We start from the raw sequence: 15,729 nt of genomic DNA on the forward strand, positions 1-15,729 counted from the left end.
CGGTCGCCATCACATTTGCCTTCGCTACACTCCGGCGAGCCATCCACCCTCGGGATCCACCCCTCGATGACGACCGCCAGCAGCACCCCGCCCGGTGACCGCCACCTCGCATGGCTCGATGGTGGCGGTGAAGCGGGCGCGTTGATCCGCGCCTTCGACTGGACCGCCACGGGCCTCGGGCCGATCGAGTCCTGGCCGCAGAGCCTGCGCACGGTAACGGGCATGCTGCTGCTTTCGCCCGTGCCGATCGTGCTGCTGTGGGGCGAGAAGGGCATCATGATCTACAACGATGCCTATTCGGTCTTCGCCGGCAGCCGGCACCCGGCGTTGCTCGGCTCGGAAGTGCGCAAGGGCTGGGCCGAGGTGGCCGACTTCAACGACAACGTGATGCGTGTGGGCCTCGCCGGCGGAACGCTCGCATACAAGGACCAGCAGTTGACCCTGGTCCGGCACGGCAAGCCGGAGCCGGTATGGATGAACCTCGATTACTCGCCGGTGCTGGACGAAAGCGGCAGGCCGGCCGGCGTCATCGCCATCGTGGTGGAAACCACCGAGCGTGTGCTCGCCGAGGCCGAGGTGCGGGAAAGCGAGCGGCGCTTCCGCGAGGAACTGGAGGCGAAAGTGGCCGAACGCACTGCGGCCCTGCAACGCAGCGAGGAGAACATCCGCAAGGCCGAGCAGGCCCTGATGCAGGTGCAGAAGATGGAAGCGCTGGGCAATCTTACCGGCGGCATCGCGCACGACTTCAACAATCTGCTGATGGCGGTGCATGGCAGCCTCGAACTGCTGCGTGAACGCATGCCGCAGGAGCCATTGCTCCTGCGCCTGCTGGACAATGCGATGGCCGGTGCACAACGTGGCAGCACGCTGACGCGACGCATGCTCGCCTATGCACGCCGCCAGGAACTGAAGACCGAGCGCGTCGACCTGCGCACGCTCGTGGAAGGCATGAAGGAATTGATGCAGCGGTCGCTGGGCGGCACCATTGTGGTCGAGACCCGGTTCGCGGCCGGCGTTCCTCCCGTGGAGGCCGATGCCAACCAGCTCGAATCGGCGTTGCTAAATCTGGCGGTGAATGCCCGTGACGCCATGGACGGAGCCGGCACCATCGTCATCTCCACCGCGGAGAAGTGGGTGCGCCATTCCGACGGACCGGTGCGGCCCGGACACTACGTCCGCCTGTCGCTGTCCGACTCGGGATCGGGCATGGACGAAGCCACCCTGAAACGCGCGATCGAACCGTTCTTCACGACCAAGGGCGTGGGCAAGGGCACCGGCCTGGGGTTGTCGATGGTGCACGGCCTGGCCGAGCAGCTGGGCGGCGCGCTGGTCATGCGCAGCAGGAAGGACGAAGGCACCACGGCGGAAATCTGGCTCCCTGCGGCACCGGCCCTCCAGGACGCGGTACCAGTGGCGCCGCTAGCTACGCCTACCTTCTGTCGCATTCCGTCCACCCGCACCTTGCGCATCCTTACCGTGGACGACGACGAACTGGTTCGCGCCACCACGGTGGAAATGCTGGAAGACCTGGGCTACGCCGTCGTGGCCGCGCGCTCCGGCGCCGAAGCCTTGAACCTGATCGAGGAAGCGGCTGTCGATCTCGTGATCACCGACCACGCCATGCCGCAGATGACCGGCACGCAACTCGCGGTCCGGTTGCGCGAACGCTATCCCGCGCTGCCCATCGTGCTCGCCACGGGGTATGCCGACCTTCCCGCCGGCCCACAGATCGATCTGCCGCGGCTCGCCAAGCCGTATTCGCAGGCAGCGCTGGCGAGTATGGTGGAGCAGGTGATGCCGTCCTGATCCGTAGTATGATTTTCGCGAATCGCTTCATGAGGTAGTCGTCCCATGCGCCAGTAATGCCCCACGCCCGAACTTCGGGCCGACATCGATCTTCCCTTCTTTGGGAAGTGCGTGTGGCATGACTGGAAAGACGCATGACGAAACCATTCCTGACGCTCGAAGGCGTCACGTATGTCCTGCCGGATGGCAGGACGCTTTTCACCGATCTCCACGAATCCTTCGACGAACGCCCCACGGGGCTCGTCGGACGCAACGGCGTGGGCAAGAGCGTGCTGGCACGCATGCTGGCCGGACGGGAGACGCCAACAGGCGGACGTGTCGCACGTGCCGGAACGGTGTACTACCTCGCGCAACGCGTCGCCGACGACATCACGGCTTCGGCAGCGGAACTCGCCGGCGTGGGCGACACGATGGCCGCGCTTGAGCGGATCGAGGCGGGGAGCAGCGATCAACGGGACTTCGATGCGGTGGGCGACCGCTGGGACATTCGCGAGCGCCTGCGCGACGCGCTGCACGCGGAAGGCTTGGGCCACGTCGATCCCTGCCGGCGCACGAACACCTTGAGCGGCGGGGAGGCCATGCGCATCGGCCTGCTCGGCGCGCGCCTGTGCCAGGCCGATTACCTGATCCTCGACGAGCCCAGCAACCACCTCGACCGCGATGCGCGGCGCGAGTTGCGCCGGTGGCTTCGCGCATGGAAGGGCGGCGTGCTCGTCGTGAGCCACGATCGCGAGCTGCTCGGCGACATGGCGCGTATCGTCGAACTATCACCGCAAGGGTTGCGCAGCTACGGCGGCAACTATGCCTTCTACATGGAAGCGCACGGCGAGGAGCAGGCGGCCGCGCGGCGTTCGCTGGACGCGAGCCGTCTCGAACGGAAACGCGCCGAACAGGCGATGCGCGAACAGGAGGAACGGCAGACGCGAAGACAGGCGCGCGGACGGCGCGATGCCGGCGACGCGAACCTGCCGCGCATCATGCTCGGCGGACGAAAGAGCCGCAGCGAAGCCACGGCAGGCAAGCTCGACAGGCAACGGGATGCCATGCGCGAGACGCTGGCTGGGAAGGTGGCCGATGCGGCGCGGCTTGTGGCGGACGACCAGACGCCCGCCGTGCTCACGCCAGAGACTGCCCGGATCGGCGGCCGGCGTGTCGCGGTGCTCGAAGACGTAGTGCTTCCACACATGCGCGAGGGAGCGCAACCGATCGACCTGATCATCAGGGGGAGCCAGCGCGTAGGCGTCTCCGGCCCGAATGGCAGCGGCAAGTCGACACTCCTGCACCTGCTTGCCGGCCGCATCGAGCCCATGGCCGGAAGGGTCAACGTGCCCGTTCGCGTGGCGTGGCTCGATCAGCGGCTCGCTACGCTTGATCCGGCCCGTGCGCTGATCGAGCAAATGCGCGACGCCGCGCCGTCGGCACCCGAAGACGCGTTGCGCCTGCGCCTTGCCTTGATCGGCCTGGACGCGGACACCGTCGGCGTGCCGACGGGGAACCTGAGCGGCGGCGAGCGCCTGAAGGCGGCACTCGCCCATGCGTTGGTCGCGGAGCCGCCACCGGAGTTGTTCCTGCTCGACGAACCCGGCAACCACCTCGACATCGCCTCGCTCGAGGCCCTCGAGGCGATGCTCCTGCAGTACGAGGGCGCGCTCGTCGTGGTGTCGCACGATGAGGCGTTCCTCGCCCGTCTCAACCTCACGGACCGGCTTTCACCGGCGCCGGAGGGCTGGCGGATGCAGCCGTGGTGAGGTCCGGGCCGCCCAGCCGAAGGTTACGCACGAGGTAGTCGCGCAGCGCTGGGTCCGGCGGCGTCTCGGCAGCGCCTCCCAGATAGCGGTGGAACATGTCGCCAAGGAGGTACATCACCGCCTCGCGCGCCACCGCGCTCTCATTGGCGTGGCCCGCGACGGGGTCGACGATCAGTGTCAGGTCGTTCCCCTGCAGCTTCATCGCCGCGGCGTAGCCGAGCACGCCGCGCAGGGCCACGCGCTGGTCTTCTCCTCCCGCGACGATCGTCAACGGACGTGTCATGCGCATCGTATTCGCAAGGGGCGACTGCGCGTGAAGACGCTCCATGCGTGCCTTGTCGGCAAGGTCGATATCCATGAGCGACATCCACCGCTCGAACGGAAGCTTGCGCGAAAGCGCTTCAGCCTCGCGGCTTCGCGCGATCCACGCGAGGTCCCATGCGAAGTCGGGAGGCGGCACCAGTGCCACACCCGCACGGAACAGATCGGGTTGCCAGGTCAGGCCAAGCAGCGTCGCGTAGCCGCCGAAGGAAGCACCGACGATGCCGACTCGCTCCGGGTTGCCCACGCCATCGCCCAGCAACGCGCGCACGCCTTCGACGATATCCGCGTGCACCCGCCCATTTCCGAAGTCGCCGGCCGCGGCGAGCATGTAGTCGCGACCAAAGCCGGTGGATCCGCGGAAGTTGGGCTCGAAGACCGCGTAACCGCGATTCACCAGGAACTGCGCGTAGCCGGAACCGAACTCTTCGGCGGCGACGTTCGCCCACGGGCCGCCGTGGATCACGGCGACGAGTGGCACCCGCGCCGGGTCCACGCCCGGCGGTATGCGCACGAATCCGTGCAGTCGCATGCCGTCGGAAGCCGTCCAGGAGAACGGAAGCTGCCGTGCCATCGCGCGCTCGGGAAGCCAGTGCGCGGGTCCGTCGCCGCGAGCGTAGCGGGGCGGGTCGGCGAGCACATCGTCGACATGTCCGCTGGCCGGATCGTAGAGGTGGTACCGGGGGCCTTGCAGGGACCCGCCGCGCTCCGTCACAAGCCAGCGCAAGGCGCCAGGCTGGATTAGCAGCGCGCGCGACGGAAAGCGCCGTTCGATGGCGTCGACATGCCGTTGCGCCGAGGCATCCGTGCCCCGGTAGTGCACCGTCGTGCCGGCGAACCGCGCTAGCAGCGGACTTGCCGATGCCGGATCTGCGGCAACCTCGTCGAGTTCGCCGTCGGGCCGGTCGTCGTCGAGCAAGTTCACTACGCGGCCACCCGTTTCCAGGCGTTGCAATGTTCTCCGGCTTCGGCCGATGTCCCCGAGCACCACTGCCCTGCCTTCGTCATCCGTCAGCGGCCACAAGGTACAACGGTGCATCGAAGCGCATCGCAGCACCTCACGCAGCGCGCCGCGAGGCGGCACTTGCCAGATGACGAGCGCATCGTCCTGCATGGCCTGCAGGAAGCGCAGGCGGCCCAGGCGATCGAACGCGTAGCCGTCGATCCGTTGCGGAACCTCGGCAACTACGGTCTGCCTGCCATCGATATCGATGCGCAGCAAGCGCCCTTCGCGCTCGTGCACGACGACCGATGCCGGCCGCGAAGGGTCGACGCCCATGAAGGTGCGCTCGTCGATGCCGCCGAGTTGCGTCAACAGTCGAGATGTCCGGCCGCCGGCCATCGCGACCGCGAAGAGGCGGCGCGGGGAGACGACCAACAGCCACTGGCCATCGTGCGTCCAGGAAAGATCGGTCGCATCGCTGGAGGCCAGAAGTTGCCTTTCGCTTCCGTCCGGCTCCCTCAACCAGAGTCCGCGCCGCTCGTCCGTACCACGCAGGAAGGCCAACCGGGTGCCGTCCGGCGAAAGCGCGACGTGGGTAATGGACGGCCGCACTAGGAAGTCGGCACGCTCGAAACGCGGCGCCTTTGCGCGCGCCTGCTCGTCGCGCACCGCCTGCCGGAAGGCGGCGTCGGTCGCGAAAGCAGGCATTGTAAGGGCGAGCGCCAGGAGCGCCCCGAGCCAGTCCCGGAACGGTTTCATGGATTCACTCCTGGCGATGGATCAGGTGGTGGAAAGGACGTTCGCGCCTTCGGCCGCGAATACCTCGCGACGTGGAACCAGCAGCATGAGGCTAACCAGCGCCGGGATTCCGATGACACCGCACGCCAGTGTCCAGGCGATGCGCCCGGGCAACCGCGGCGCGCGACGCCACGCCAGCCATCCGCCAATGCAGAGCGCTGCGAGGGCGATCGCGGCGGCCAGCGCACGCATGTCTTCGGGGATGGGAGGCGTGGCGTTCGTTTCCAGGGGATCCCGCGCGGAGAACAGTTGCGTGGCCCACGCGCACAGCGAATACATCGCGGGAGAAGCCCACCACTTCCGATACCTGTAGAACGTGGGAAAGTCCTGGTGTAGCGCTCGCGTCGCCACGGGGCTCACCTTGCCCGCGTCGTTCACCCACATCACGGTCTGGTAGGGCGCCGCACCCCGCATGTCGTATGCGCGCCAGCTGAAGGTGAAAGACAAGAGGTACCCATCGACGAGTTCAACCATGTCGGCGCTGGCGAGGTCGCCCATCGCGCCCGGTAAAGGAATGCGGTAGCGCGGAAGCACGGGGGCGTCCCCGTCGCCGATGTGGCGTCCGTCGAACACATATACGGCGCGGTCGCCGAGCAACGCCATACTGCCGCCCACCGGCGTGCCGCCAAGCACCCATTCGCCCCGCGGCAGAATGATGCGCGGAACGATGCGGCCCGCTGCGGCGCGGTACTGGTACAGCGCGTTCCCCGCGACGAGCGCCACATCGTCCTTGCCCATGCCCGGCAGCGAGCCGACCGGTGTCGCGACGGCGGAGAAGGCATCGTCGTTCGCACCGATGCCCCGTTCTCCCCGTCGGCCGCCATCGACGATGCTGGCACCCTCGAAGCGCATGCGATCGTGGCTGAAGGTCCAGCGCACGCGCTGCTCGCGGTCGTCGAATTCGGCCGGCGTGGCGTTGCCCAGGTCGCCGCGCTCGGGTATGCCCCGTACTTGCCGATCGAGCGAATGCACCTCCGAGAGCGCCACCTGTTCGCGCCAAAGGGGAACATCCGGGCCGGTGGCGTACGACAGGCCGGCAAGCATGCGATCGCGCGCCGACAGGCGTTCCGTCTCGACCTGGCCACCCTTCGGCGGATTGCTCATGTTGGCCGGATGCGTGCCCTGCACGATCCAACCCAGTTCCCCGGCGAAGCCCAGCAGCACGAGCACCAGATAGGCACCCGTCTGCACCGTCAGCGCGTTGACTGCCATGGCGAGCGCCGAGCGCGGAGGCTCCCCCAGGTCGACGCGGAATGCGATCAGCACCATGGCGAACAGCCACGCGCAGACGATGCCCTGGACGGCGACCGCGGCGGCTCCCGATGCCTGCGCGGCGGCTATCCATGCGATAAGCACGAGTCCCGCGGCGGCATACCGGCAATTTGCCAGCATGGCGTAGGCACCGGCCAGGTAACCGCAGACGGCGACCAGCAAGGCCGCCATGGCGAGCAGGACATGACGCGTCTCGGCGAGGCGCGCGGTACCCCACGCCTGCCAGGCGAGCACGGCCAGCAACGGAAGCAGCACGGCGAACAGCAATGCCAGTCCGCCGGCGGCGAGCAGGCCCATCGCAATGCGTCGCGGCGCAACGGGGCGGTGCAGCAGATTGATCCACTGGTTGGGACGGCGCCATGTCCCCATCTGGTGCAGACCGAGCAGCACGCCGATGGCGATATAGACGCCCGCGAAGATGCGATAGACGTTGAGCGGCTGCTGTCCGAGGTCGACCAGGCGGTTGAAGAACGCAAGCAGGAGCAGGTGCGCCACGGCGAACACCAGCACCGAGAGTCGGTAACGCAGCCATTCGGCCCTGAAGATGTCGCGCATGGAAGTGTCCCCTTGGCAGGTGTGGCTCAGGCGGCCACAGGCGCCGCGTGCTGCTTGGAAAGGAAACCGTTGACGGCACGGTCGAGGCTCACCGGTAGCCGATGAACGTCCCGCGCCCCGCAGGCGCGAAGGAAGTCGGCGAATGCTTCGCCCTGGTCCAGCACGAGGTAGTGGCACACGCCGTCGATGCGCTGCTCGTCGAGCAGCCCGGGCACGATGCGCGGGTCCGGACCGCGGAACGGAATATCGGCAACCCAGTGCGATACGCGGGAGCGGAAATCGTCGGGCGACGACATGTTCCGCAGCGCGCCGCGTTCCAGGATGATGAGGTTGTCTGCGACCCGCTCCACTTCCTCCATCTGGTGCGAGCAGTAGATCACCGTGCAGCCTTCCGCCGCGTTCGAGTGCAGCAGCGTTTCGAGGAACGCGCGCTTCGCCACCACGTCGAGGCCGAGCGTGGGCTCGTCCAGCACGAGCAATTCGGGTCGTTGCGCGAGGCTCAGCGCCAGGTTGAAACCTGCGCGCTCCCCGCGCGACAACTGGCTGACCTTCTGCGCCGGCTCGACGTTGTAGTGACCGATCACTTCGTCGAACGCTGCCTGGCTCCAGCGCGCGTACTGGTGCCGTTGCATGGCTGTCACGGCGGCCACGGTCATCCAGCCCGGCAACGTGTGTTCTTCGTTGACGAAACCGATGCGTTCGCGATCGGCCGGCGTGAGGTGGCGGCTGTCGCGTCCAAGGATGCGCGCCTCCCCCGACGTGGCGGGAAGGAAGCCGAGCAGGATGCGAAACAGCGTGGACTTGCCGGCGCCATTGGCACCCACGAAGGCATGGATGCTGCCTGCCGGAATGGCGATGTCCAGCCGATCGATAGCCGTCTTGCGGCCGTACCGCTTGGTCAGGCCGCGCGTCTCGATCACGAACTCGCCCTGCGCCGGCCCGTTCATGCGGACTTCCTCCCGAGTACGGCCAACGCCTTGTCGAGCCGGGCGATGGCACGGTCGGGGGGATAGTCGAGCGCCACTACTTCGTGCATGAAGGCCTGGATCGCCTCATCCATGCGCCGGTCGCGCTCGCCGGCACTCAGCCGCTGCCGGGGCGCCGCCACGTACAGCCCCAGTCCCTGCCGTGCTTCGAGCCAGCCTTCCGCCGTCAGCTCGGCGTATGCCTTCGCCACGGTGTTCGGGTTGATCGTGAGCTGCTGCGCGAGGCCACGCACGCTGGGCAGCTGCGCACCGGGTTCGAGTTCGCCGGTAGCGATACGCATGCGCACCGCGTCGACGATCTGCTTGCCGATCGGGCGCGGGTCGCCGGTGACGATCTGGATCGGAAGGGCTTGGGTACGGGCCATCGCAGTGCACCGTCTGTACTAGTGCACACAGTACAGCAATTGCGAGGAACCGTGTCAATAGGTCGGTCGGCAGCCGGTAACGCTGCTTCCCGGAGGCCCAGCTCGGCCACAGCGCATGCGCCGGCGCCGCACCGCGCCTACAACGCTCGACCTATAGGCTGTTTCGAAACGGCGCGTTACTTTGCCCATGCGCAGAAGTGCGCATATGGAAACAGTGGCGATACCGTTTCGCAGCCCGGATAGGAGATCCAACATGCGATATTTCAAGAGAGACGTGACACAGGAGCCATATCCCGCCCTCACGTGCCTGCAGTCGGAGGGGGGCACGCTTTACATCGAGGGCCTTATGGAAGAAGGCGCCATCCTTCGAGTCCCGAGTCTTGGTTTGTCTTCATTCGTGCACTCGGTAACAGTCTTCGCGCAAAAATTCGGCGACCCCCTCTTCTACCCGCCGATGTTCGTATCGAGATCCGTGATCGTCGGCGGGTACCCCCTGTATTCGCTGGCTGATAGATCATTCATCATGAATTGTCTGGGATATAACGCAAGGTTCTATTTCCAGGTCGCTGGAGGCGACGGTGGACAGGACGGCGAGTCTCCGCATCTGGAGTTGAAAGTGAGGTCGCGAGCAGCACCGAGCGACGAAGAAGCCTAGCTTTCGCGCGGCGCCATCAGTTCTTCGGCGCCTTGTCGGCGGCCTGCGGAAGCCGGTAACGCTGCTTTCCGTAGGCCCAGCTCGGCCACAGCGCATGCGCCAGCACCACCTTTTCCAGCTGTGGGTCGACCGCCTCGGGTGCGAGCTTCTCCCCGTCCACCGTGTAGTGGTACTGCGTGGCCGGCTGGTTCGGGCGCAACACCAGCAGCGTGTCGTTGCGCAGGTAACCGTAGTTGTCGCCGTACTGCATGATGGCGCGGTCGGGATAGCGCTGGGTTAGGTCGGCGCCGAGCATCGGATGTTCGCTGCTGATACCGATCAGCGAAAGCAACGTGGGCGCCAGGTCCACCTGGCTCACGATGTGGTCGTCCTTCTTCACCGGCACACCGGCGCCGATGATCAGCGCGGGAATGTGGAAGTGGCGCACGGGCACGAGGCTGGCGCCGAACACGCGCGCGTCGTGGTCGGCCACCACGAGGAACACCGTGTGGTTCCAGTACGGCGACTGCTTCGCCTTCGCGAAGAACTGTCCGATGGACCAATCGGCATAGCGCACCGCATTCGCATTGCTCGCCGGATCGCCTTCGGCCTGGATGCGGCCCGCCGGATATTCCCACGGCGTGTGGTTGGACACGGAGAAGGCCACGGTTAGGGTCGGCTTGTCGCCATCGTCGAGCAGGCGCTGGTGCAGCTCGTTGAACATGTCCTCGTCGGACGCGCCCCAGGAACCGACGAAGGCCGGCTTCGTCTTGAACGTGGCACGATCCACGACCTCGTTGAAGCCGTTGCCGAAGAAGAACGAGCGCATGTTGTCGAAGTGCGCCTCGCCGCCGTAGAGGAAGCGCGTGTGGTAACCGAAGGTGTCGAGCAGCGCACCGAGGGTGAAGAAATCGCGCTGGCTGCGCGGCAGCTTCAGCACGGCTTCGGCCGGCGTGGGCAGGAAACCGGTGGTCACCGCTTCCAGCCCGCGGGCGCTGCGCGTGCCGGTGGCATACGTGCGGGTGAGCCACCAGCCTTCGTTCGACAGCTTGTCGAGTTCCGGTGTGTAACCGGCGCCACCGAGGCTGCCGACGAACTGCGCGCCAAGGCTTTCCTCGAGGATGATGACCAGGTTGAGCGGCTTTTCACCCTGACGGGTGGCCTGCTGGCGATGCAGGCTCGGGTATTGCGGATCGAGCGGTGCGCCTTCGAAACCCGCGGTGCTGCGCACGATCGACTGCATCTCCGCTTCGGGCATCTTGCCATACACGGCGGACGCCGAACGTTCGTTGCCCAAGGCGATGGCAGCGTTGAGCACGTTGTACAACGAGTTGAGCGGCAGCGTGTTCACCATCGCGTCGTTGGTGAACGCCACCTGAGAGGCATTCAACGGGCGGTGTTGCAACGTGCCGCGTCCGGCGAGGAAGAGCACGACGAAGGCGAGCACGGTGGCCACCGGACGCAGCCAGCCGCGCATCGGCCGCGCATCGGGCCGGCGCGTCGGCAGCAGCCGGAAGCCCAGCCAGCCGACCAGCGCGAATACAACCAGGCCGGCCGCCACCGACAGTTTGTAGCCATGCCAGAGCATGGCCGCCACTTCGTTCGGGCTGGTCAGGTATTCGAAATAGAGGCGGTTGGGGCGCGTGTCGTATTCCACGATGAATTGAGGCGTGGACACTTCCAGCAGCACGAACGCCAGCCACCAGAAACGCAGCCACCACGCGGCGATACGCGTGGGCCACGCGCGATGGCCGAGCCAGGGCGACAGCAGCGCGGGCCAGGCTACGATCATCGCCACCAGCGAGAGGTCGATGCGCCAGCCGCCCAGGAGGATCGGCCACAGGCCGCCGGCATCGTGGACGCGTGTCCATTGCCACAGGGAAAGGCCCACGCGTGACAGGGTCAGGAACACGAGGGCGGCGACGATGAAACGCCAGGTAAGCTTGCGCACGTTGTGTGATCCGGGTGGGCGCGGCGGCCGCCACGCGTGGAAGACGCATGTTACAGGCCCAAGACTTTACACTGACGGCCTTTTCGACAACTTACGGGGGCCTTTCGGCCGCCGTGCGAGGACCGACGATGTTCAGACTGGCCGAGGCCACGCCGATCGCCACCGGGCACGTCCGCGAGGTGTACCAGCACCCGGACGATGCCGACCTGCTGATCAAGGTGATCGCCAGCGCCTCCATCGAGGAGCGCTGGAACAAGGCCCCGTGGTACCGCCGCATGGCCCGCAGCGGCCCGTACAAGGACTTCGTGCGCGAATTCCGCGAATACGTCACCGGCATCTATGTGGGTGGTTATGGCACCTCGCCCATCGCCCGCGTGGTCGGCCTGGAGATGACCGATATCGGCCTGGGCCAGATCGTGGAGAAGGTGCGCACGCCCGACGGCCGCCTTGCGCCCACCCTGCACGACTGGGTGAAGGCCGAGGGGTTCACGGCGAAGACGCAGGCCGAGCTGGAGACCTTCTACGCCCGGCTGCTTTCGCACAACACCATCGCCGCCGACCTGCATGCGTGGAACGTGGTGTACGGCGAAGATTCGCGCGGCGGCCCGCGTCTCGTCATGATCGACGGCTTCGGCGAGAAGAACATCATCCCGCACTGCTCGATGAGCCGCGCGCACAACGCGTCGCGCACGAAGAAGAAGTACGAGCGGATGCTGCGGAGGACGAAGGCGGAGGCGCCCAAGGTGTCGTGACGGCGCTCGATGCGCATCTGTGGGAGCCGCTTCAGCGGCGATGGGTGCTCGCGGCAGGGTTGCCCACTGCCGCGGGATCGCCGGCATAGCCGGCTCCCACAGGGCGCGCTCCTACGGTTGGGCAGTGCCGGGCATGCAACCGGGCTTGGACGCCTCGGCCGGGAGCAACGCGAACCGTATGCGATTCGCCACTCCCAGCGACACCACGTTCGCCGGAATCACGCAGGCATCGAGGGCTTCCTCGTTCACGAGCAGCCAACGATGCGCCGGGTCCGCGGCCTGCCAGGCCCGGCCGTCGCGGAGCTGGTCCGAGGCGTCCCGCGCGAACCCGAATTCCGCGACCGGGCGACGTGCCTGGTACATGAGTTCCTCGCGCCAGAGGACGAGGCCGAGCTGGCCGTCGGGCCCGACATGCTGGTCCGCCTCTTCCATCAGCTGACGCGCCGACTGGTTGGCGTCCAGCAGCGGATACGTTCCCACGGGCCAGATGATCCAGGCGAGCCCCATGCCGGCGAGCAGCGCGGCCACGCCGCGGCGCGGGCGGAACACCGCGGCCGCGACCGCAAAGCCCAGGCCCACGGCGATCACGCACCACCACAACGGCTGGCCGTGCCCGCCCATTTCGTACCCCTCGGCGATGCGCTGCGCGGTCTTCGGCGCCTTGAGCAGGGCCCAGGTTCCGGCGCCGGCAAAGACGACGGCGCAACCGGCGGCAATCCAGAACGCAACCCGTGGAAGCCAGCGGGTCTTCAGCAAGGCCGCCACTTCCGGCGCCATCGCCAGCGCCAGCATGGGCAGCGCGGGCAGGATGTAGATCGCACGCTTGCCGCTGGGTATGGAGAAGAACACCAGTACGAGCAAGACCCACACGAGCGGCATCCACACGCGCGGGTCGCGTAGCCGCAGGGAGGCCCGCCATCCCGGCACGACGAACGGAAGCAGCAGCCAGGTGGGAATCCACAGGCGGAGGATCACCAGGAGGAAGAACCAGGGCGCCTCTTCGTGCTGCCAGGAACTGGCGTAACGCTCCGCCGTCTGCCGGAACAGGATGTCCTGCACATAGGCCAGGTATTCCGGCGTGCGCAGCCCGTAGGCGGTCGCCAGCATGGGAACGAGCCATAACGCGATGGCGAGCAGGAAAGCCACTGCGCCGCCCGCCCAGCGCCAGCCGTCGCCTTGCGTGCGAGTCACGCCGGGCCAATGCCGCACCCGCATGACCACATAGGGAAGCAGCATCAGCAGGGCGATGACACCCACGCCCTTGGTGATGACACCAAGGCCGGCGGCGAAGCAGCCCAGCCAGTACATGCGCCAATTGGGGCCGCGCAGGCAGTGCAGCAGGATGCCGGTGTTGCCCAGGGTGATCCAGAAGAGGTTCAGCGGATCGATCTGAGCGTGCTTGACCACATCGACGAACTGCATGGTCGCCAGCACGAGGGTGGCGGCGACGAGGCCCACGCGAGGGTTCCAGAGCCGGCGCCCCAGGTGCCAGACCAGGGCCAGCGTGCCCAGCCCGGAAAGCAGCGACGTGAGCAGGAAGGCGCCGCGCCACCCACCGGTGAGCCACATCCAGAAGGCTTCCGTCCACATCAGCATCGGCGGCTTGTCGGAGTACAGCTCGACGCCCCGGTGCGGGAACAGCCACTGGCCGGATTCGAGCATCTGCCGGGCCACGAGGGCAAAGCGCGGCTCGTCGGGTGGCCACGGGTCGCGCAGGCCGATGCCGGCCGCCAGCACGACCAGGGCGATCAGCATGAACCAGCCGAACTCGCGGCGGGAGGAGCGTTCGTCGATATGGGACATGGAGGGGTCTGGGCAGGTGTTCCGCGCATCCTAACGGACCGCCACGTCACCTGCCCTACCGTTTCCTTAGCGGCGAGTGCGCGCTTTCGGCGGCCGGTCATTTCAATTTCCCGGAGCTGGGACGTCTAGGGTGTTCGCCGGTGCGGAAATCGGCGTTCGTCCCTGCCCGTACGGGCGCCGATTTCCCACCGTGCGACCATTAGTTACCGCCCCATGAACGCAGTCAGGCAGACCATGGATCCATCCGAGACGGGTGCTCCCCCTCCCGGTACGCGGGCGGCCCAGGTGGTCGTCCTTTTCCGTGAGCACAACGCGGCCCTGGTCGCCTTTCTTCGCGCGCGCCTCAATTCCCTGGCCGACGCGCAGGAGGTGGCGCAGGAGGTTTATCTCAAGCTGCTCTCGCTCGACGAGGGCACGAAGATCGACTCTCCCCGTGCCTTCCTGTTCCGCGCGGCGGCCAACCTGGCCGTCGATCGGCTGCGCATGCGCAACGTCCGGGCCGCGGCGCCGCCCGATCCGGACAACGACGACTGGCACGTCACGCCGGTTCCGGAGCGGCACGCGTCGGCCCACGAACAGTGGCGCGACCTGCGCCAGGCACTGGACGAACTGCCACCGAAGACGAGTCGGGCCTTCGTCATGCACGTGATCGAGGGCCGTGACTTCGCCGCCATCGCCCGTGAGATGAACCTCAGTGAGCGCATGGTGCGCTACCACGTCGGCAACGCCCTGGCGCACTGCCGCCAACACCGCGATCACGCGGAGAACCCCCAATGACCACCACCTTTTATTCTTTCGACCGGCACGTCGAGCACACCGCCGCCGACTGGTGGGCTCGCCTGCGCGATCCATCCCTGCCCGAGCCGGCCCTGCTGCAATGGAGCGAGTGGCTGGAAGCCGACCCGCGTCACGCCGATGCCTTCGACAGGGCCTGCGCGCTGGCCGAGGCCACGGCCGCGATGGACGCGGCGAGCCGCAACGCCTTCGTGAGCCGCTTCGCCGCTCCCGTCCGCGCCGCGCGCCGCGCGCCGCCCCGGTTCGTGCTTGGACTCGCGGCCGCCGTTGCGCTGGTCGTGCTCGCCGCGGGCCTCTTTCTTGCGCTGCGTCCTGACGTGGCCGGAGCGCCCCGCCAATACGCCAGCGAGCGCGCGGGCCATCGCGACATCGACCTCCCGGACGGCTCCAGCATCGAACTGGGCGGTGCCACCTCGGTCACGGCGCGCTACGGGCGCGAGGAGCGTGCCATCGACCTGGAAGCCGGCGAAGCCTTCTTCCGCGTGGCCCACGCGGAACGCCCCTTCGTAGTGAACGCGGGCCCGCTGCGCATCCGCGACCTGGGCACGGCATTCAACGTTCGCCGTACGGGCGACCGCGTGACCGTCGCGGTCACGGAAGGCCGGGTGCGCGTGTCGCCCCTGGCGGCCCAGGACGACGCCGCCACCGTCGAACTCGGCGCCGGCCGCGAAGTGTCGTTCGATCCGGAAACCCAGGCCATGCGCATCCTGGACGTCGACCCGGCGACTGCGACGGCCTGGCGCGGTCACCGGCTGGAGTTCGTCAACGAGCCGCTGTCCTCGGTGGTGGAAAACGTGAACCGCTACAGCGCCCGGCCTATCCGCCTTGCCGATCCCGCCCTGGGCCGCATGACGTTTACCGGTACCGTCCAGGTCGATACCATCGACAGCTGGGTAGCGGCGCTCCCGCGGGTGTTCCCGGTCCGCGTCGACGCCTATCCCGACCGACTGGAGCTCGCACGCCAGACGACCGCCGCACGGGGTGCCCGACCGCGCTGAAC

General features: G+C 67.4%; 12 protein-coding genes. 6 read left to right on the plus strand and 6 right to left on the minus strand.

What is annotated here, in order from left to right; translation table 11 throughout:
* The first annotated feature begins 66 nt into the window (after positions 1–66).
* Complete coding sequence (locus ACPYOD_RS00775) at positions 67–1,806, plus strand: response regulator (RefSeq protein WP_481299812.1); 1,740 nt, start codon at positions 67–69, stop codon at positions 1,804–1,806.
* A 134-nt stretch (positions 1,807–1,940) separates the two neighbouring features.
* Positions 1,941–3,554 carry an ABC-F family ATP-binding cassette domain-containing protein gene (locus ACPYOD_RS00780; protein ID WP_481299813.1) on the plus strand — a complete coding sequence of 538 codons (1,614 nt, stop codon included), beginning with the start codon at positions 1,941–1,943 and terminating at the stop codon, positions 3,552–3,554.
* Here the strand turns inward: ACPYOD_RS00780 and ACPYOD_RS00785 are convergent.
* Genes ACPYOD_RS00785 through ACPYOD_RS00800 form a run of 4 tightly spaced genes read right to left on the minus strand, consistent with a single transcriptional unit; the run spans position 3,502 to position 8,794 of the window.
* On the minus strand, positions 3,502–5,577 hold the full coding sequence (locus ACPYOD_RS00785) for a S9 family peptidase (RefSeq protein ID WP_481299814.1): 2,076 nt from the start codon (positions 5,575–5,577) through the stop codon (positions 3,502–3,504). The two genes, ACPYOD_RS00780 and ACPYOD_RS00785, sit on opposite strands and share 53 nt — an antisense overlap.
* 21 nt (positions 5,578–5,598) lie before the next feature.
* A complete protein-coding gene (locus tag ACPYOD_RS00790) occupies positions 5,599–7,443 on the minus strand; it encodes a hypothetical protein (RefSeq protein WP_481299815.1) in 1,845 nt (614 codons plus the stop codon).
* A 26-nt stretch (positions 7,444–7,469) separates the two neighbouring features.
* Positions 7,470–8,390, minus strand: a complete 921-nt coding sequence (locus ACPYOD_RS00795) for an ABC transporter ATP-binding protein (RefSeq protein ID WP_481299816.1) — start codon at positions 8,388–8,390, stop codon at positions 7,470–7,472.
* The gene (locus ACPYOD_RS00800) at positions 8,387–8,794 is read right to left on the minus strand and encodes a GntR family transcriptional regulator (protein ID WP_481299817.1); all 408 of its coding nucleotides are present in this window, start codon (positions 8,792–8,794) and stop codon (positions 8,387–8,389) included. Before ACPYOD_RS00800 ends, ACPYOD_RS00795 begins: the two co-directional genes overlap by 4 nt.
* Before the next feature lie 253 nt (positions 8,795–9,047).
* Here ACPYOD_RS00800 and ACPYOD_RS00805 point away from each other — a divergent pair, with 253 nt between their 5' ends.
* Positions 9,048–9,449, plus strand: a complete 402-nt coding sequence (locus ACPYOD_RS00805) for a hypothetical protein (RefSeq protein WP_481299818.1) — start codon at positions 9,048–9,050, stop codon at positions 9,447–9,449.
* Between the two features lie 16 nt (positions 9,450–9,465).
* Here ACPYOD_RS00805 and ACPYOD_RS00810 read toward each other — a convergent pair whose 3' ends face one another.
* Positions 9,466–11,379: an LTA synthase family protein gene (locus ACPYOD_RS00810; protein ID WP_481299819.1), complete on the minus strand. Its 1,914-nt coding sequence runs from the start codon at positions 11,377–11,379 to the stop codon at positions 9,466–9,468.
* A gap of 128 nt (positions 11,380–11,507) precedes the next feature.
* Between ACPYOD_RS00810 and ACPYOD_RS00815 the strand changes: the two genes are divergently transcribed.
* Positions 11,508–12,131: a YrbL family protein gene (locus ACPYOD_RS00815; RefSeq protein WP_481299820.1), complete on the plus strand. Its 624-nt coding sequence runs from the start codon at positions 11,508–11,510 to the stop codon at positions 12,129–12,131.
* A 111-nt stretch (positions 12,132–12,242) separates the two neighbouring features.
* On the opposite strand, the gene ACPYOD_RS00820 is transcribed toward ACPYOD_RS00815, so the two are convergent.
* A complete protein-coding gene (locus ACPYOD_RS00820; protein ID WP_481299821.1) occupies positions 12,243–13,934 on the minus strand; it encodes an ArnT family glycosyltransferase in 1,692 nt (563 codons plus the stop codon).
* A 213-nt stretch (positions 13,935–14,147) separates the two neighbouring features.
* On the opposite strand from ACPYOD_RS00820, the gene ACPYOD_RS00825 reads away from it, so the two are divergent.
* Entirely contained in the window at positions 14,148–14,711 is a 564-nt protein-coding gene (locus tag ACPYOD_RS00825; protein WP_481299822.1) for an RNA polymerase sigma factor, read from the plus strand.
* On the plus strand, positions 14,708–15,727 hold the full coding sequence (locus ACPYOD_RS00830) for a FecR family protein (protein ID WP_481299823.1): 1,020 nt from the start codon (positions 14,708–14,710) through the stop codon (positions 15,725–15,727). The genes ACPYOD_RS00825 and ACPYOD_RS00830 overlap by 4 nt, the downstream gene beginning before the upstream one ends.
* The last annotated feature ends 2 nt before the right edge of the window (positions 15,728–15,729 follow it).

Source organism: Luteibacter sp. HAY1-4A (assembly GCF_056755355.1).